This is a genomic window from Parafrankia discariae (assembly GCF_000373365.1).
GTDB classification, from domain to species: domain Bacteria; phylum Actinomycetota; class Actinomycetes; order Frankiales; family Frankiaceae; genus Parafrankia; species Parafrankia discariae.
The window spans coordinates 17,662-36,156 of the sequence record NZ_KB891221.1; the positions used below are offsets into that span (position 1 = coordinate 17,662).

Consider the following 18,495-nt stretch of genomic DNA (forward strand, 5'->3'; position numbering starts at 1 on the left):
ACCCCGGGTCACCTTTCGCGCGCAGGTGCCATCCACCCGAATCCACGACGAACAAAGACTGCGTTGCCAGGGAGAGCTCGGTTGATCCGTTCATCCTTCAATGACGGCTGGTCCTTCCGCCGGAAGACCGACGCGTTCCTGGAGATCCTCGGCCGGGCCGACGCCCCCTGGCAGGACGTCCGGCTGCCCCACGACGCGATGGTGGGGCTCGAGCGCGACGGGGCCGATACCGAAGCGGGTCAGCGCGGCTACTACCCGAGCGGGGAATACCAGTACAGAAAGACGTTCTTCGTGCCGGAGGAGTACCGGAACCGACGGGTCACCCTCGAGTTCGAGGGTGTTTACCGAAATGCCAGGGTCTTCATCAACGGTGATTTAGCGGCGCAGTGCGCCTACGGCTACTCCAACTTCTACGTCCGCACCGATCACCTGCTGAAGTACGGCAGCGACAACGAGATCGTCGTGGAGGCGCGCAGTGGGAACGACACCCGCTGGTACTCGGGTGGCGGGGTCTACCGCAACACGAAGCTGATCGTCGGCGATCTGGTGCACCTCGCACTTGACGGGGTGAGGATCACGACTCCGGCCGTGGACGACGACCTCGCGGTGGTCGCGGTGGCGACCGAGATCCAGAACGAATCCCCGGTCACGCGGGCCCTCGAGGTGGTCACCGAGATCGTGGACGCCGACGGCACGGTCGTCGCCAGGGACACCGCTCCGGTCACCACGTTCATCGGCGACACACTCACCCTGCGCCAGCGGCTGCCCGTGCCACGACCGGAACTGTGGGGAGTGGAGCGGCCCTACCTCTACCTCTGCCGGACCAGCGTCATGGCGGACGGCGTGCTCCTGGACCAGGAGACCACGCGCTTCGGTATCCGCACGCTCACCGTCGATCCGCGGCGGGGCCTGCGCGTCAACGGCGAGGCGGTGAACCTGCGCGGCGCCTGCGTCCACCACGACAACGGAGTGATCGGCGCCGCGACCATCGACCGCGCCGAACAGCGCCGGGTCGAGATCCTCAAGCAGGCCGGCTTCAACGCCATCCGCAGCTCCCACCATCCGATGAGCAAGGCGCTGCTCGATGCCTGCGACCAGCTCGGCGTTCTCGTGATCGACGAGCTGTTCGACGCGTGGACCCGCTCGAAGGTGAGCCAGGACTACGCCCTCGACTTCACCACCTGGTGGGAGTCCGACGTGCAGGCGATGGTCGACAAGGACTTCAACCATCCCAGCGTCATCCTCTACTCGATCGGGAACGAGATCCCGGAGACGGGCACCGCCGCCGGCGCGGCGATCAGCCGCCGGCTCGCCGAGAAGATCCGCTCGATCGACAGCACCAGGTTCGTCACGAACGGTGTCAACGGCCTCCTCGCCGGCGGCCCCGACCTGCTCGCCTCCTTCGCCGGCGAATCCCGGAAGAAGGACAGCGAGAGCCTCGACGTCAACGGCTTCATGACGCGGTTCCGCGAGTTCATGCCGATCCTCATGAGCTCCGACATTGTCGGTTCCAAGACCGCCGAGTCGATGGCCTGCCTCGATGTCGCCGGCTACAACTACCTGGAGTCACGGTACGAGCAGGACGGGGCGCAGTTCCCCAACCGGGTGATCGTCGGAACCGAGACCTATCCCGCCGACATCGACACGAACTGGCGGCTCGTCCAGGACCACAGCCACGTCATCGGTGACTTCACCTGGACCGGCTGGGACTACCTCGGCGAGCCGGGGACCGGCCGGATCGAATACGAAGGCGACAGCGAGACCACGAATTCCGCACTGAACCACCAGGGCGGCTACCCGTGGCTGACGGCGTGGTGCGGTGACATCGACATCACCGGCCACCGCCGTCCTGCCTCCTACTACCGCGAGATCGTGTTCGGCCTGCGCGGCAAGCCCTACATCGCCGTCCACCGTCCCGAGCATTTCGGGCGGGCGGTCAGGCTGGCGATGTGGTGGTCGTGGAGCGACTCGGTCTCCAGCTGGAGCTGGAACGGCCACGAGGACAGGCCCGTGCGGCTCGAGGTGTACTCCGCGGCGGACGAGATCGAGCTCCTGGTCAACGGCCGGCGGGTCGGAACGGCCCCGGCGGGTGAGAAGAACCGGTTCAGGGCGGAGTTCGAGACCGTCTACGAGCCCGGCGAGATCGTGGCCGTCGCCTACACCGGCGGCCACGAGACCGGCCGCACCTCGCTGCGGTCCGCGACGGGCGAGGTCCGTCTCGAGGCGGCGGCCGACCGCACCCGCATCACCGCCGACGACACCGACCTCGCCTACGTCACCCTCACGCTCGTCGACGCGGCCGGCAACCTCCACAACACCGCCGACCGCAAGGTGGCCGTCGAAGTGACGGGACCCGCCGTGCTCCAGGGCTTCGGCAGCGCGGACCCCAGGCCGACCGAGAACTTCTTCGACACGGTCCGCACGACCTTCGACGGCCGGGCGCTCGCCGTCATCCGCCCGACGGCACCCGGCCCGATCACCGTCACCGCCACGGCGGAGGGCTGCGAGCCGTCCACCGTGCGCATCGAAGCCGAACCCGCGGGTCCCTCCGCCGAAAGCCACTGATCGCGTCAGTGCCGATCACATCAGTGCCGATCACATCAGTAAGGAATCCACGATGACGTACGACGCCACGCTGACACCTGAGGCCCGAGCGGACGCGCTGCTGCGGACCATGACGGTGGAGGAGAAAGCGCAGCAGGTCACCGGGCTGATGCCGATCGGGCTTCTCGGCGTGGACGGCCTGGTCCAGGCGCAGGCCGAGCGTCTCCTGGGCACCGGGATCGGCCACATCGCGCCGCTCGGGATGCTCAGCCACCGCACGCCCGCGAACCTGGCGAAGGCTGTCAACGAGATCCAGCGTTTCCTCGTCACCCGGACCCGCCTGGGCATTCCCGCGCTCTTCCACGTGGAAGCGCTGAACGGTGTGGTGTCCCCCGGGCTGACCACGTTCCCGACCGCGATCGGGCTCGCGGCCACGTGGAACCCGGCGGGGGTGGCGGAGATGGCGGACGTCCTGCGACGGCAGGCCCGGGCCATCGGCCACCCGCTGGTCCTGTCCCCGGTGATGGATGTCGCCCGCGACGCCCGCTGGGGGCGGGTGCACGAGACCTACGGCGAGGACCCGTACCTGGTGTCCGCGATGAGCGTCGCGTTCGTCCGCGGCATCCAGGGCGACGACCCGCGCGAGGGCGTGATCGCGACCGGGAAGCACTTCCTCGGCTACGCCCTCACCGAAGCCGGGCAGAACATGGCCCGCACCGCCGTCGGGGCCCGGGAGCTGTACGAGGTGTACACCCGCCCGTTCGAGGCCGCGATCAGGCTCGCCGGCCTCGGGGCGGTGATGAACTCCTACAGCACCGTCGACGGCGTCCCGGTCGGCGCCAACCGGGAGATCCTCACCGGCCTGCTGCGGGACCGCCTCGGCTTCACCGGCACCGTCGTCTCCGACTACGAGACCATCCGTCACCTGTACAAGCGGCTCGGTGTCGCGCGGGACGCCGAGGATGCCGGCCGGCTCGCCCTCGCCGCGGGCCTCGACGTCGAACTGCCCGTCGCCGACGGCTACGGCCCCACGCTCGCGCGGGCGGTCCACGCCGGGACGGTTCCCGTCGACCAGCTGGACCAGGCCGTGTGGCGGGTCCTGCGGGACAAGTTCGCGCTCGGCCTGTTCGACCGGCCCTACTCCGACGAGGACCCCGTCGTGGTCAACGAGGTCGCCCGCCAGGGTGTCGACCTGTCCTACCGGCTCGCCCAGCAGTCGGTGACCCTGCTGGCGAACGACGGCACCCTGCCGCTGTCCCGGGACCTGCGCCGGATCGCGGTCGTCGGCCCGCACGCCGACGGGATCTCCTTCGCGTTCCCGCCCTATACCTACCCCGCCGCCCTCGAGATGCTCCGGGCCCGGTTCACCGGTGAACGGGCGCACATACCCGGCACCGAGAACATCACCGCTGACGTCACCCCCGAGGCGACCGCGCTGATGCGCGAGGAACTCGCCGGCCCCATAGGAACACCGATCGACGACTACATCCGCGACGCCTACGGCGCGCTGTCCCTCGCCGACGCCGTCCGGCGGGCCGCCCCCGGCGCGCGGGTGAGCGTGGTTACCGGCTGCGGGGTCCTCGACGAGGAGCCGGCCGACCTCCCGGCCGCGGTCGCCGCCGCCGCGGACGCCGACGTGGTGATCCTCGCCCTCGGCGGGCGGGCCGGCTGGTTCACCCCCCGGATCACCGAGGGCGAGGGCTGCGACACCGCGAACATCGACCTGCCGGCGAACCAGGTCGCGCTCGTCGAAGCGGTCGCCGGCACCGGAACCCCGTGCGTGGGCATCGTGTACACCGGCCGGCCGATGGCCCTGACCCCGATCGTCGGCCTGCTCCCGGCGCTGCTCTACGGCTACTACGGCGGTCAGCACGCCAGCACCGCCATGGCCGACGTCCTGTTCGGCGACGTCAACCCGGCCGGCAGGCTCCCGGTCTCCATCCCGCGGCACTCCGGGCAGGTGCCCGTGTACTCCGGCCAGCCGACCGGCACCGGCTACCGGCGCACCGACCAGGACATGCACCAGGGCTACCTCGACCTGCCATCCCGCCCGCTGTTCCCGTTCGGCCACGGGTTGAGCTACACGACCTTCGACTACACCGACCTCGCGGTCAGCTCGCCCGAGGTCGACAGCGAGGGCGCGGTCACCGTGCGGCTGACCGTCCGCAACACCGGCCCGCGGGCCGGCGACGAGATCGTGCAGCTCTACTTCTCCGACCAGGCCACCGGGGTCACCCGACCGGCCCGGGAGCTCGTCGGCTTCACCCGGATCAGCCTGGACGCCGGCGCGGCGGCGACCGTGACGTTCACCGTGCCCATGAGCCAGCTCGGCTACGTCGCTCTCGACGGCGGATTCGTTCTCGAACCCGGCCCCGTCCAGGTTCTCGCCGGCAGCTCCTCCGACGACATCCGCCTGCACGGCAGTTTCGACGTCGTCGGAAAAGTCGCCGAGCTGGACGGCCGCCGTTCCTTCCTCTCGGACGTCACCGTCAGCGACACACGCCCTTGAACCACCGGCCGCACCTACCAGGAAACCCGACCGCCACCTTTCCGGGCCGGGTTCTCGCCGGGTGCCAGTCGCTGACCGAGGTCAGCGGATTCTTACGGAGATTTCCATGCTCACATGCATTACCTGTTCACCGTTGACTGGCCGGTGGTCGTCGTGAGCACCCCCACCGATCCGGCGACGGAGTCGGCGCCGGCGGGGGTGGCGCCGGCGGCGGGGGTGGCGGCAGGGCTGGCAGCGGGGCTGATCGAGGCGGAAGCGGAGCGGCGGACGCGGCAGGCGGACTCGCAACGTGAGGTGTTGTTCGCGGACGAGCTGCTGCCGGGTGTGGGCGGTGAGCGGCTGTCATTGCGGCAGGGGCTGGCCGCCGGTGGTTCGGTGACGTTCCTGACGTTGATGACACTGTCGGCGCTGGACGAGCTGGAGTCGGCGGCGCTGACGACGCTGGCGCCCGACATCCGGGACGCGTTCGGGCTGAGCGACGGCGCGATCGTGTTCATCTCCGCGGCCGCCGGGGCGTTCCTCGTGCTCGGCGCGCTGCCGATGGGCTGGCTGGCGGACAGATGCCGGCGCTCCCGGGTCATCGGCTGGGCCGGGGTCGTCTTCTCGGTGATGGTCCTGGCGAGCGGACTGGCGGCGAACGCGTTCCTGTTCTTCCTGGCCCGGTTCGGTGTCGGGGTGGCGAAGTCGAGCAACAACTCGGTGCACGGCTCGTTGCTCGCCGACACATATCCGATCGGCGTCCGCGGGCGGATCTCCGCGGCGAACTTCGGCGCGGCGCGTACCACGGGCGCGCTCAGTCCCCTGGTGGTCGCGGGCATCGCCACGCTGGCGGGCGGGGCGGACGGCTGGCGTTGGCCGTTCCTGACCCTCGGCCTGCCGGCCCTGGCGGTGGCGGTCTTCGCGTTCCGCCTGCCGGAACCGCCGCGCGGCCAGCACGAGATGAAGTCGGTGCTGGGCGAGGTGGTCGAGGACACCGAGCCGATGCCGATCTCGGTCGAGGCGGCGTTCGCCCGGCTGCTGCGGATCCGCACGGTCAAGACCGCGATCGTCGCGTTCTCCGCGCTGGGTTTCAGCCTGTTCACCACGAGCGTGCTGGCGAACCTGTGGGCCGAGGACCACTACGGGATGTCGACGTTCCAGCGGGGCCTGATGGGCTCGCTCGGCGGCGCCGCGCTGCTGGTGGCCCTGCCGATCGTCGGGCCGCGCTACGACCGGCTCTACCACCGGGACCCGGCCCGGGCGGTGGCGCTGCTGGGGCTGTGCATCCTGCCGGGTGCGGTGCTGCTGCCGGTCCAGTGGTTCATGCCGAACTGGGTCGGATTCATGCTGGCCAGCATCCCGGGCGCGGTGTTCGCCTCGGTGGCGTTCTCGATGGTGGGCCCGGTGATGCAGTCGGTGACGCCCTACCGGCTGCGCGGGCTCGGCCTGGCGCTGGCAGCGGTCTACATGTTCTTCATCGGCGCGACCGGCGGCGCGATCCTCTCCGGACTGATCAGCAACGCCTACGACCCACGGGTCGCCGTGCTGGTGATCGGCATCCCCGCCACCGCGGTCGGCGGCCTCATGATGATCCGCAGCGCGTCGTTCGTGAAGAACGACCTGTCCCTGGTCGTGGCGGACCTGCGCGAGGAGCTCGCCGAACGCGACCGGCAGCGCGAGAACCCGGACACCGTCCCCGTGCTGCAGGTAAACAACATCGACTTCTCCTACGGGCCGGTCCAGGTCCTGTTCGACGTCGCCTTCGACGTGAAGAAGGGCGAGACCCTGGCGCTGCTGGGCACGAACGGCGCGGGCAAGTCCACCATTCTGAAAGTCATCTGCGGCCTGGGAACCCCGTCCCGCGGGGTGGTCCGCCTCGGCGGGCGGACCATCACCTACGTCTCCCCGGAACAGCGCGGGAAGTACGGCGTGCACCTGCTTCCCGGCGGCAAGGGTGTCTTCCCCGGGATGACGGTGCGGGAGAACCTGGAGATGGCCGCGTTCCGGATGCGCCGCGACGCCGCCGGCCGGGACCGGCGTTTCGGCTACGTGCTCGGCCTGTTCCCCGACCTCGAGAGCCGGCAGGGCCAGCGGGCGGGGTCGCTGTCGGGTGGGCAGCAGCAGATGCTGGCGCTGGCGATGGTGCTGCTGCACGACCCCGAGGTCCTGCTCATCGACGAGCTCTCCCTCGGGCTGGCCCCGGTGGTGGTGCAGGACCTGCTGGCGATCCTCGAACGCCTCAAACAGGACGGACTGACGATCATCGTCGTCGAACAGTCGCTGAACATCGCCCTCGCCATCGCCGACCGGGCCGTGTTCCTGGAGAAGGGCCAGGTCCGGTTCACCGGGCCGGCCCGCGAACTCGCCGAACGCGACGATCTCGCCCGCGCGGTGTTCCTCGGCCGGGAAGGCGGCTGAGACGCCATGGAACTGCCCACCACCCAACTGCTCTTCGACGGCGCGGTCACCGGCCTGGTCATCGGCCTGCTCGCGGTCGGCATCGTGCTGGTCCACCGTTCCACCCGCGTCATCAACTTCGCGGTGGCGAACATGGGCCTGGTCGGCTCGGTTCTCTTCGCGCTGCTCACGGTGCGTTACAACGTGCCGTACTGGATCTCGCTGGCCATCGCACTGCTCGTGGGCGTGCTGTTCGGCGCCCTGGTGGATCTCACCGTGATCCGCCGGCTGTTCGCCGCGCCACGGGTGATCCTGCTGGTCGCGACCATCGGTGTCGCCCAGCTCGCGCTGACCGTCGTCACCTCCCTGCCCGACCTCGACGACTACCCGCGCGAGTCCTACCCGGTGCCCTGGTCGGGGAGCTGGTCCCCGGTCGGCGGCCTCACGATCAGCGGGGCGCAGCTCAGCGTCCTGGTCACGGTGCCGCTCGTCGCGCTCGCGCTCAGCCTGTTCCTGGGCCGGACCGTGCTCGGGCGGACGGTCAAGGCCGCCGCGGACAACCCCGAGCTCGCCCGCCTGCAGGGCATCAGCCCCAAGACCGTGTCGACGGCGGTCTGGGCGGTGGCGGGGCTGATCGGGACGCTGTGCCTGATCCTGGTCTCGGCGCAGAACCAGTCCCTGACCCAGATCACGACCCTCGGCCCCACCACCCTGCTCCGGGCCCTGGCCGCGGCGGTGATCGCCCGGATGACGTCGTTCCGCGTCGCGCTGCTCGCCGGGGTCGCGCTGGGGCTCGGCCAGTCGTTCATCCAGTTCAACTGGCTCGACCAGCCCGGCCTCACCGATATGACGATCTTCGTCGTGGTGCTGGCCGCGGTGTTCTTCGTCAGCCGCGGCCGGGACACCGAGACCTCGTCGTTCTCCTTCGCGCCGAAGATCCGGCCCGTGCCCGACCGGCTGCGCGGGCTGTGGTGGGTCCGCAACCTCGAACGCGCCCCCCTGATCCTGCTCGGCCTGGTCGCCGTCGTCCTTCCGCTGCTCGTCACCCAGCCGTCGCGGCACCTGCTCTACACCGTGATCCTCGGGTACGCGATCTGCGCCGCCTCGATCACGATCCTCACCGGCTGGGCCGGGCAGCTCTCCCTCGGCCAGATGGCGTTCGCCGGGCTGGGGGCGCTGCTCGCCGCCGCGCTCAACCGCGGCCTGCGCCTGCAGGTCGGCGGCTCGGTCGTGGCGCTGAACGCCCTGCCGTTCCCGGCGGCCGTCGCGATCGCCACGGTGTTCACCGCGGCCCTGGCGGCCGTGGTCGGAGCGGGCGCGCTGCGGGTGCGCGGGCTGCTGCTGGCCGTCAGCACCTTCGCGTTCGGGATCGCCGCCGAGCAGTACCTCTACCGCCGCGACGTGTTCCACGACGAGGGCGTCAACACCGCCTCGTTCCCCCGCGACACCGCCTTCGGGATCGACATCGTCAGCCAACGGGCCTACTACTACCTGGTCCTGGTCGTCCTGGTGCTGGTCCTGCTGGTGGTGGCCCGGCTGCGCAGGTCCGGGGTCGGGCGGACCACCATCGGGGTCCGCGACAACCCCGCCACCGCCGCCGCGTACACCGTGGCCCCCACCCGGGTGAAACTGCGCGCGTTCGCGCTCGCCGGCGGGATCGCCGGCCTCGGCGGCAGCCTGCTGGCCGGCGCCGTCCAGAACGTGCCCTACGCCGACAGGTACTTCCTCAGCCCCGACTCGCTGATCCTGGTCTCCATCGTGGTGATCGGCGGCCTCGGCTCGGTCACCGGCCCGCTGCTCGGCTCGCTGTGGGTCATCGGCCTGCCGTCGTTCTTCCCCGACAACGAGATCGTCCCGCTGCTGACGTCCAGCCTGGGTCTGCTGATCCTGCTGCTCTACTTCCCCGGCGGCCTGGTCCAGATCGGCTACAGCGCCCGCGACGCCCTCCTCGCCTGGGCGGACGGAAGGCTCGGCGCCACCCCGCCGGCGAAGAGCGTCCCGGCCGTGCCCCCGGCGCTCACCCGCACCACCCGCGAGCCGCTCCCGGAGAACACCCCCGTCCTCGAGACCAGCGACATCCGGGTACGCTTCGGCGGGCGGGCCGCCGTCGACGGCGTCTCGCTCACCGTCCTGCCCGGCGAGATCGTCGGCCTCATCGGCACCAACGGCGCCGGCAAGTCCACCCTGATGAACGCCATCGGCGGCTTCGTCCCCGCCACCGGCACCGTCACCCTGCTCGGCCGGGACGTCTCCACCGCCAGCCCGGCGGCCCGGGCCCGCGGCGGAGTCGGCCGCACCTTCCAGGCCGCCGCGCTGTTCCCCGAGCTCACCGTCCGCGAGACGGTCCAGATCGCGCTGGAGGCCCGCGGGCGCACCGGGCTGCCCTCCACCGCCCTGCACCTGCCACACACCTTCCGCGCCGAACGCGCGAAACGCTCCGACGCCGACGACCTCATCGGGTTCCTCGGCCTCGGCCGCTACGCCGACGCCTTCATCGCCGACCTGTCCACCGGCACCCGCCGCATCGTCGAGCTCGCCGGCCTGCTCGCCCTCGACGCCCAAGTTCTCTGCCTCGACGAACCCACCGCCGGCGTCGCGCAACGCGAGACCGAGGCGTTCGGCCCGCTCATCCAGGAGATCCGCCGCGAGCTCGGCGCCGCCATGCTCGTCATCGAACACGACATGCCGCTGATCATGAGCATCAGCGATCGCGTCTACTGCCTCGAAACCGGCCAGATCATCGCCAGCGGAACACCGGACGCCGTCCGCGACGACCCGAGGGTCGTCGCCAGCTATCTCGGTACGGACGAACGCGCCATCGAACGCAGCGGAAAAGCCGCGGCGCCCCCCGAGGAACACCACACGCCGACCGACGCGGTCGTGCCCTCGTAACCCATCCGGTCTCGGACCGTTTTCACCGGATCCCTGTCTCCAGGAACACGGAGTGCCTGAAATGACCTCGCATTATCGCTGGCGCCGTCCGCTCGCACTGATCGCCGCGGGAGTCGCGCTCGTCTTAGCCGGCTGCAGTGTCGAGTCGGACGACCCCCCGGCCAGCAGCAGCCCCACCTCGGACGCGTTCCCGGCCCCGCCGGCGCCGGCGACCGCGCCCGGTGTCACCGCCGACAGCATCAAGATCGGCTTCGTCTACCCCGACCTCGAGGTCGTCAGGCAGTACGTCGACATCGACCACGGTGACTACCAGGCCACCTTCAAGGCCCTGGTCGACAAGGTCAACGCCGCGGGCGGCATCAACGGCCGCAGGATCATCCCGGTGTACGGCGCGGTCGACGTCATCTCCCCCGCCGGCGCCCAGGAGACCTGCGTCAAGCTGACCCAGGACGAGAAGGTCTTCGCGGTGCTCGGCAGCCTCAACGCCGAGGACGCGATGTGCTACGTCCAGACCCACAGGACGGCGCTCGTCGGCGGTGACCTCACCGCGGAGCGCTACGCCAAGGCGCAGGCGCCGTGGGTCTCCGACCTGCGCGGCGGCGACGAGCTGGCCGACGGCATCGAGCAGTTCACCGCCGACAACGCCCTGGCCGGCAAGAAGCTCGCGGTCGTCGCCTACCGGGACGACCAGGCCTCCGTGGACAAGGTCGTCCTGCCCGCCCTGAAGCGGCTCCAGATCCCGGTGACCGAGACGGGCATCCTCGACGCCGACATCAGTGACGCGGCCGCGGTCTCCCAGCAGTTCAACGTGTTCATCCAGAAGTTCCGGGCCGCGGGCGTCGACACCGTGCTCCTGGTCGGCGGCTCCCAGCTGCAGTTCCCCGCAGAGCTCCAGAAGACCGACTACCGCCCCAGGCTGATGTTCGCCGGCACCAGTCAGGCCGGGGCGTACCTGGCGAGCCCGGGCGAGCACGACCCAGCGATCATGGCCGGTGCCACCGCTCTCGGACTGGTCGTTGACTACCGCGAGCCGGTCAACGCCGCGTGCGTCGCCACCCTCGAGGCCGCGCTGCCGGCGCTCAGAGGCAAGCTGGTCGACCCGGCGACCGTGCCCTCCGGTCAGCCCAGCCCCGGAACATCCGAAAGCGCCGCCTGCCGCTACCTGACCCTGTTCCAGGCGATCGCGGAGAAGGCCGGCAAGGACCTCACCTACCAGTCCTTCCAGCAGGCCGCGTTCTCCCTCGGCTCCCTCCAGGTTCCCACCTACCGGGACAAGGCGACCTACGGCCGCGAGACACCGCACGGCGCCATCCCGCCCCGCCTCTTCGCGTTCGATCCCGCGAAGAAGAACTTCTTCCCCGCCGCGGGCTGACGGCCGTCCTCTCGCCCCACGACAGTGCCTGGCCCAGGAGATGCAACGACCATGAGCACATTCCCCGAAAACTTCCTCTGGGGTGCGTCGACCGCGGCGCACCAGGTGGAGGGCGGCAACGTCAACTCCGACATGTGGCGCAGCGAATGGGCGAGGAACTCGACGTTCACCGAGCCGTCGGGAGACGCCTGCGACCACTACCACCGGTATCCCGAGGACATCGCGACCCTGGCCGGTCTCGGCCTCAACGCCTACCGGTTCGGGGTCGAGTGGGCGAGGATCGAACCGGAGGAGGGCTATTTCTCCCGGGCCGCCCTCGACCACTACCGCCGCATGGTCGGCACCTGCCTCGAACACGGGGTCACCCCGGTCGTGACCTACAGCCACTTCTCGACCCCGCGGTGGTTCGCCGACGCGGGAGGGTGGGGGAACCCGGAGGCGGCGGACCGGTTCGCCCGGTACGCCGGCCGGGTGACCGAACACATCGGTGACCTCGTGCCCTGGGTGTGCACGTTCAACGAGCCGAACGTCATCTCCCTGATGGTGCATCTCGGTGTCGTCCCGGCCGCGTCCCGCGACGAGGTCCTCGGCCTGTCGACGGACAACGAGCGCCAGGAGCCCGGCGCGGCCGGGTCCGGCGAGGCGGGGTCGGGTGAGGCACGGTCGGGCGCGGCGTGGGCCGCCCCCAGTGTCGAGGTGATGGCGAGGGCGCACCGCAAGGCCGTGGAGGCCATCAAGTCCGGTCCCGGGAACCCGGCCGTCGGCTGGACACTGGCCCTCATCGACCTCCAGCCCGCCGACGGCGGGGAGGAACGCTGGCAGGCGGTACGCCAGGCGGCCCTGCTCGACTGGCTCGACGTCTCCCGCGACGACGATTTCGTCGGCGTCCAGACCTACACCCGGGAGCGCGTCGGCCCCGACGGTGTCCTGCCCGTTCCCACCGGAGCCCCCACCACGCAGACCGGCTGGGAGATCTACCCGCAGGCGCTGGGCCACACCGTCCGCCTCGCCGCCGAACACGCCGGTGTGCCGGTGCTGGTCACCGAGAACGGCATGGCCACCGACGACGACGCCGCCCGGATCGCCTACACCACCGCCGCCCTCGACGGACTCGCCGGCGCCATCGCCGACGGCGTCGACGTCCGCGGCTACCTGCACTGGACGCTGCTCGACAACTTCGAGTGGACCTCCGGCTACCAGATGACCTTCGGGCTCGTCGCCGTCGAACGCACCACCTTCGCCCGCACCGTCAAACCCTCCGCTCACTGGCTGGGCAAGGTCGCCCGCGCCGGCGGACCCGCCTGAATCGAGGACGTCTCATGTCGTTTCGCTGGGCGATCGCGGGCACCGGCTCCATCGCGAACGGTTTCGCGCAGGCGCTCGGCCGGCTGCCCGACGCCGAGCTGGTGGCCGTCGGCTCCCGGCAGCGGCGGACGGCCGAGGAGTTCGGCGAGAAGTTCGGGGTGCCCCGCCAACGCAGGTACGGGTCGTATGAGGAGCTCGCCGCCGACGACGGCGTCGACGTCGTCTACGTGGCCTCCCCGCACTCGCACCACCACCGGCACACCCTGCTGTTCCTGACCGCCGGGCGGGGCGTGCTGTGCGAGAAGCCGTTCGCCCTCGACGCGGACCAGGCCGCCGACATGGTGGCCACCGCCCGCGCCCACGGGCAGTTCCTGATGGAGGCGATGTGGAGCCGCTTCCTGCCCGCCTACGTGCGGATCCGGGAGCTGGTCGCCGACGGCGCGATCGGCACCGTCCTCGCCGTCGACGGCGACTTCGGCTTCCGGCTCCCGCTGGACCCGTCCCACCGGCTGTTCGACCCCGCCCAGGGCGGCGGCGCCCTGCTCGATCTGGGCGTCTATCCCCTGTCGCTGGCCAGCATGCTGCTCGGCGAACCGAACCGGGTCGCCGCGTTCGCCCAGCTCGGCGAGACCGGCGTCGACGAGCACACCGCCGTCCTGACGGGCTACGACACGGGCGCGGTGGCGCTCGCCAAGGCATCGCTGCGGGCGGGCCTCGCCTGCACCGGCCGCGTGACCGGCACCACGGGCAGCATCGAGCTGCCCGCGATGATGCACTGCCCGGACGACCTGGTCGTGCGCGGCCCGTTCGGCACCGAGCACCTGAGCCTGCCCGCCGCCCTCGACCCTCCTGTCCGCACCGGAACGGGCCCCGGCTACGGGGACCCCGGTGACAGGGCCGGTGGCGGCCTGCACCACCAGGCCCGGCACGTCCATGACCGGCTGCGCGCCGGGCAACCGGAAAGCGACGTCATGCCGCTCGCGGAGTCCGTGTCGGTCATGCGCACCCTCGACGCCGCCCGGGCCCAGATCGGCCTGCGCTACCCGACCGAAGAAGAAGGAACCCCGAGGTGACCCGCGGCACGCTGAGCCCCGGCACGGTCCCGGACCCGGTGTCCCGGCTGACGCTGGAGCAGAAGATCGCCCAGCTGACCGGGTTCGCGGTCACCGACCTCATCGTCCGCGGCGAGGGGCCGCGCCCGGCCAGTCCCGAGATCGACGTGAGCCGGGTGCCGGCGCTGCGCCCGCACGGGGCGGGCCATCTGTCCCTGGCCTGGTTCCTCGGCCATGACGCGGCGAACCTGCGGTCCGCGCTCGACCGGATCCAGTCGGCGGTGCGCGAGGTCGCCCCCTTCGGCATCGGGGCCCTCGCGCACAACGAGGCCGTCCACGGCTTCCTGCACGTCTCGGGGTCGCAGTTCCCGACCGCCTGGGCGCAGGCGGCGACCTGGGACCCGGCGCTGGTGACCCGCGCGGCGGCCGTGAGCGCCGCCCACATGCGGCAGACCGGCATCCACCTCGCCCTCTCCCCGGTGATGGACCTCGCGCGGGACCCCCGCTGGGGCCGGGTGCACGAGACCTACGGCGAGGACCCCGAGCTCGCCGCCCAGTTCTCGGTCGCCTTCGTCCGGGGCGTCCAGGGCCCCGGGGGCGGCTCCGGTCTGCTCGCGACGGGGAAGCACTTCGCCGGGTACGGCGCCTCCGAGGGCGGCCTCAACCAGCGATCACCCAGCTGGGGCGCCGCGCCCTGGTCGACGAGTACGCCGAGCCGTTCCGTCGGGCGATCACCGAAGCCGGCCTGGCCGCCGTCATGAACTCCTACAACGAGCTCGACGGTGTCCCCTGCGCCGCCGACCGCTGGCTGCTCACCGAACTGCTCCGTGACCAACTCGGCTTCGACGGCATCGTGGTCAGCGACTACGACGCCGTGGACATGCTGCGGACGATCTACCACACCGCATCGTCGGAAGGGCAGGCCGCCGTCCAGGCGATCAGCGCGGGCCTGGACGTCGAGCTCCCCGGCGACGTGAACTTCTCCCACCTGGCCGACGAGGTCACCGGTGGCCACCTCGACGAGGGTGTCCTCGACACGGCGGTCACCCGGGTCCTCACCGTGAAGGCCCGCGTCGGGCTCATCCCGGGGATGGCGGCGCGATCGGCCGCCGGTGCGCCCCCCGACCGGGCGGAGGCGGCCGAGGTGCGCCGTGCCATCGCCGCCCGCGGCCTGGTCCTGCTCGCCAACGACGGCACCCTGCCCCTGACGCCCCGCGGTGGGCGCGTCGTCGTCGTGGGCCCGGCCGCCGACGAGCTGCGCGTCCACTTCGGCGCCTACACCTCCGTCGCCAACGCCGAGATGCCGCTGGGAATGACGGCGGTGATGACGGGGCAGGTGCCCGGCGTCGATCCGGCCACCTTCATGTTCACCGACATCTTCCAGCCCCGGATGCCCGGGTTCGACGAGAGGTTCGAGGCGGAGGCCCGGCGGATCCACCCCGACGCGCCCACCGCGCTCGACGCGCTGCGGGGCTTCGATCCGACCGTCGCGTTCGTCCCGCTCGGCCACTTCGAGGCCGACCCCGGGCCGGTGCTGGACCAGGCTGCGGTGACAGCGGCGGTCGCCGGCGCCGACGTGGTGATCGCCCTCGTCGGCGAGCGGACCGGCTGGGTCGGGAACAACACCGCCGGTGAGGGCCGGTCCACCGCGTCCCCCGGCCTGCCCGGCGACCAGGACGAGCTCGTCGCTCTGCTCGCCGCGACCGGCAAGCCCCTGGTGACCGTGGTGGTCTCCGGACGTCCCCTCCTGCTCGACACCGTGGCTCGGGCCTCCCGCGCGGTCCTGCTCGCGCCACTGCTCGGCGAGGAAGCCGGCCCGGCGATCGCCGGAGCCGTGTTCGGGACGATCAACCCGAGCGGAAAGCTCCCGAGCACCTTCCCCCGGCACCTGGGCCAGATCCCGACCTACCACGGGCACCACTTCGGCAGCGGCTACGACCACCCCACCGGCACCCGGCACGGCTACAACGACCTCGACGACGACACCCCGCGCTACGCCTTCGGGCACGGTCTGTCCTACAGCACCTTCGACGTCACCCTCGACGAGTCGGCCGAACCGGCGGTCGAGGAGAGCGACGGCCTGCTGCGGGCGCGGCTCCTCGTGGCGAACACCGGCACCGTCGACGGCGAGACCGTCGTACAGCTCTACGCCCGGGACGAGGCGGCGACGGTCGTCCGCCCCGTCCGCCAGCTCCTCGGGTTCACCCGTCTCGCCCTGGCCGCGGGGGAGACACGGCGCGTTCTCCTCGAAGCCCCGGTCGAGCGGCTGTTCTACACGATGGCCGACGGCGCCCGCGGCCTCGAGGCCGGCGACGTCACCGTGCTGGCCGCGCTCAGCAGCGACGACATCCGCTGCTCGCGGACCGTCCCGCTGTCCGCCCGCCGCGCCTGACGGCGCCCGGCGGATCCCCGTCCCGTATCCCGACCGCGGAGGAAGAGCCGGCGTCGCCCTGGCCTGGCGACCACCCGGGATCTCCGCAGTCCGCACCGAGCACAGTTGAAGGAAACCCGCATGCGTTCACCCACCCTGGCCAGATCGGCAGTGGCGGCGGCGGCCGCGATCCTCCTCTCCGGCACCGCCTGTTCCACGTCCGGATCCCGGCCCGACGCGGTCGCGACCTGCGACGCCCCCGGGGTGACACCCGACCGGATCACGCTCGGGTTCGTGTACTCCGACTCCGGCGGGGCGGGCAGTGCCTTCTCCTCCGCCCGCGCCGGTTTCGACGCGAGAATCAGCCTGGCCAACGCCGAGGGCGGCGTTCACGGCCGCCGGATCGCCTACCAGTGGCGCGACGATGAGAGCTCGGACACGGTCAACACGAACGTCACCGAAAGCCTGATCCGCGCCGGTTCCGTCTTCGGGCTGGTGCTGAGCAGCGCTGTCACAGGCGGGTCGCTGGACTACCTGACCCGCGAGGGGGTGCCCGTCACCGGGCTCGCGGCCGAACCGGCCTGGGCCGGGCACACGAACATGTTCTCCTACATGTACTCGGCCTCACCGAAGATCATCGGCCGGTACATCCAGGCCGGCGGCGGCCGGAAGGTCGCCCTGGTGACCTCGGGGCAGTCGGCCTTCAGCTCCGACATCGTGGCGACCTACTCGCGGGACCTGCAGGCCCTGGGGCTCACGGCCGTCGCGGTGATCCCCTACTCCGCCGCCAGCGGCGCCTACCGACGGGATCTGCTGGCCCTGGCGCTGCGCCGCGAGCCCGGCGACGTCGAACGGATCATGCTCCCGACCGTCACCGACCCCGAGGCGGTCGCGGGGCGGGGCGACGCCGCCGCCGGCTGGGGCCACCTGCTTCTGGGGCCGGGGTGCGGCGACAACGCCGGGGCGGCCCTCGGGCTGGACCTGCGGCCGGGCGAGGCGCTGATGTCCCTGGGGACCTCCGGCGTCGTCGCCGCGGTCGCCACCGCCGCCACCCGCGACGCCACCGGCACCGTGGCCGGCTTCGCCGACGCTACCGGCCACCACCTGCCGCTCGCCTGCACGCTCAACGCCAGCCGCGTCCTCGACGCGACGGGAGCCCTGCTCGGCGTCGACCACGACGAGCTCAGCCGGCTCGCCCTGAGTGCCCGGCCGGGTGCCGCGGGCCTGGTGTTCGTGCCCTACCTCGAGGGTGAGCGCACCCCGAACCTGCCCACCGCCACCGGCTCCCTGTATGGCCTCACGCCGGCGTCGATGACCCCGGCCAACCTCGCCCGCGCCGCCGTCGAGGGCGTGCTCTGCCTGCTGGCGGGCTGCCTCGACGCCCTGCGCGACCAGGGCGTACGTGTCGACCGGGTGGTGCTCGTCGGCGGCGGCGCCCGGTCCCGCGCCGTCCAGGAGATCGCGCCCGCGATCCTCGGCGTGCCCGTCGCCGTGCCCGTGCCCGGCGAGTACGTCGCCGACGGCGCCGCCCGGCAGGCGGCGAGGGTCCTGGCCCGCTCGAACGGCGGCGCGCCACCGTCGTGGCCCCGCGCCGACGCCGTCACCCGCACGGCGCAGCCGCTCCCCCTCGTCCTGCGCCGGTACCGGGAGGCGGCGGCGGCCGTCGCGGCCACGGTCGGGAGCCGGCGGGGGCCGCCGGCATCCGATTAGCCACTTGCGCGCACTAGTAACTCCACGTTAGGCTTCATCCGTCCCGCGGTGGGTGCACCGGCCAGGGAAGGATCCCCCCGTCATCGTGCTCGACGAGGCGACCAGCGCGCTCGACGCCGGCAGCGAACGTGCCGTGCTCGACGCCTTGGACCGGCTGCTGTCCGGGCGGACGTCGCTGATCATCGCGCACCGGATCGCCACCATCCGCCACTGCGACCAGATCGTCGTGATGGACCGCGGCCGGGTCGCCGACGCCGGCACCCACGCCTCGCTGCTCCAGTCCTCGGCGACGTACCGCTCGTACTGCCGTGAGCAGTCGGTCGCCTGAGTCCCGTGCGGTCACGCGCCCGCGCCGTCCGCCCGC

The 18,495-nt window shown here is 71.7% G+C and carries 10 protein-coding genes and 1 pseudogene; all 11 read left to right on the forward strand.

Annotated features, from left to right (window positions below):
* Positions 1 to 81 precede the first annotated feature (81 nt).
* On the forward strand, positions 82 to 2,565 hold the full coding sequence (locus B056_RS0119040; RefSeq protein ID WP_018503456.1) for a glycoside hydrolase family 2 TIM barrel-domain containing protein: 2,484 nt from the start codon (positions 82 to 84) through the stop codon (positions 2,563 to 2,565).
* A 52-nt stretch (positions 2,566 to 2,617) separates the two neighbouring features.
* On the forward strand, positions 2,618 to 5,053 hold the full coding sequence (locus tag B056_RS0119045) for a glycoside hydrolase family 3 N-terminal domain-containing protein (protein ID WP_018503457.1): 2,436 nt from the start codon (positions 2,618 to 2,620) through the stop codon (positions 5,051 to 5,053).
* A gap of 114 nt (positions 5,054 to 5,167) precedes the next feature.
* Positions 5,168 to 7,450, forward strand: coding sequence for an ATP-binding protein (locus B056_RS0119050; protein ID WP_018503458.1), 2,283 nt, complete (start codon positions 5,168 to 5,170; stop codon positions 7,448 to 7,450).
* 6 nt (positions 7,451 to 7,456) lie between these two features.
* Positions 7,457 to 10,321: an ABC transporter permease subunit gene (locus tag B056_RS0119055; protein WP_018503459.1), complete on the forward strand. Its 2,865-nt coding sequence runs from the start codon at positions 7,457 to 7,459 to the stop codon at positions 10,319 to 10,321.
* 61 nt (positions 10,322 to 10,382) lie between these two features.
* Positions 10,383 to 11,693: an ABC transporter substrate-binding protein gene (locus tag B056_RS0119060; RefSeq protein WP_018503460.1), complete on the forward strand. Its 1,311-nt coding sequence runs from the start codon at positions 10,383 to 10,385 to the stop codon at positions 11,691 to 11,693.
* 51 nt (positions 11,694 to 11,744) lie between these two features.
* Positions 11,745 to 12,998: a glycoside hydrolase family 1 protein gene (locus B056_RS0119065; protein WP_020572580.1), complete on the forward strand. Its 1,254-nt coding sequence runs from the start codon at positions 11,745 to 11,747 to the stop codon at positions 12,996 to 12,998.
* A gap of 14 nt (positions 12,999 to 13,012) precedes the next feature.
* Positions 13,013 to 14,071, forward strand: a complete 1,059-nt coding sequence (locus tag B056_RS0119070; protein ID WP_018503462.1) for a Gfo/Idh/MocA family protein — start codon at positions 13,013 to 13,015, stop codon at positions 14,069 to 14,071.
* The gene (locus B056_RS45410) at positions 14,068 to 14,811 is read left to right on the forward strand and encodes a glycoside hydrolase family 3 N-terminal domain-containing protein (RefSeq protein WP_268258377.1); all 744 of its coding nucleotides are present in this window, start codon (positions 14,068 to 14,070) and stop codon (positions 14,809 to 14,811) included. Before B056_RS0119070 ends, B056_RS45410 begins: the two co-directional genes overlap by 4 nt.
* Positions 14,781 to 16,442: a glycoside hydrolase family 3 C-terminal domain-containing protein gene (locus B056_RS44515; RefSeq protein WP_268258378.1), complete on the forward strand. Its 1,662-nt coding sequence runs from the start codon at positions 14,781 to 14,783 to the stop codon at positions 16,440 to 16,442. The genes B056_RS45410 and B056_RS44515 overlap by 31 nt, the downstream gene beginning before the upstream one ends.
* A gap of 120 nt (positions 16,443 to 16,562) precedes the next feature.
* The gene (locus B056_RS40770; RefSeq protein ID WP_084647189.1) at positions 16,563 to 18,131 is read left to right on the forward strand and encodes an ABC transporter substrate-binding protein; all 1,569 of its coding nucleotides are present in this window, start codon (positions 16,563 to 16,565) and stop codon (positions 18,129 to 18,131) included.
* 67 nt (positions 18,132 to 18,198) lie between these two features.
* Positions 18,199 to 18,459, forward strand: a pseudogene (locus B056_RS0119085) (ABC transporter ATP-binding protein); the annotation flags it as partial.
* Between the last annotated feature and the right edge of the window lie 36 nt (positions 18,460 to 18,495).

Bases quoted from the DNA above. Each gene is read 5' to 3' on its own strand.
- B056_RS0119045 (WP_018503457.1), top strand. From the start codon at position 2,618: ATGACGTACGACGCCACGCTGACACCTGAGGCCCGAGCGGACGCGCTG.
- B056_RS0119050 (WP_018503458.1), top strand. From the start codon at position 5,168: ATGCATTACCTGTTCACCGTTGACTGGCCGGTGGTCGTCGTGAGCACC.
- B056_RS0119055 (WP_018503459.1), top strand. From the start codon at position 7,457: ATGGAACTGCCCACCACCCAACTGCTCTTCGACGGCGCGGTCACCGGC.
- B056_RS0119060 (WP_018503460.1), top strand. From the start codon at position 10,383: ATGACCTCGCATTATCGCTGGCGCCGTCCGCTCGCACTGATCGCCGCG.
- B056_RS0119065 (WP_020572580.1), top strand. From the start codon at position 11,745: ATGAGCACATTCCCCGAAAACTTCCTCTGGGGTGCGTCGACCGCGGCG.
- B056_RS0119070 (WP_018503462.1), top strand. From the start codon at position 13,013: ATGTCGTTTCGCTGGGCGATCGCGGGCACCGGCTCCATCGCGAACGGT.
- B056_RS40770 (WP_084647189.1), top strand. From the start codon at position 16,563: ATGCGTTCACCCACCCTGGCCAGATCGGCAGTGGCGGCGGCGGCCGCG.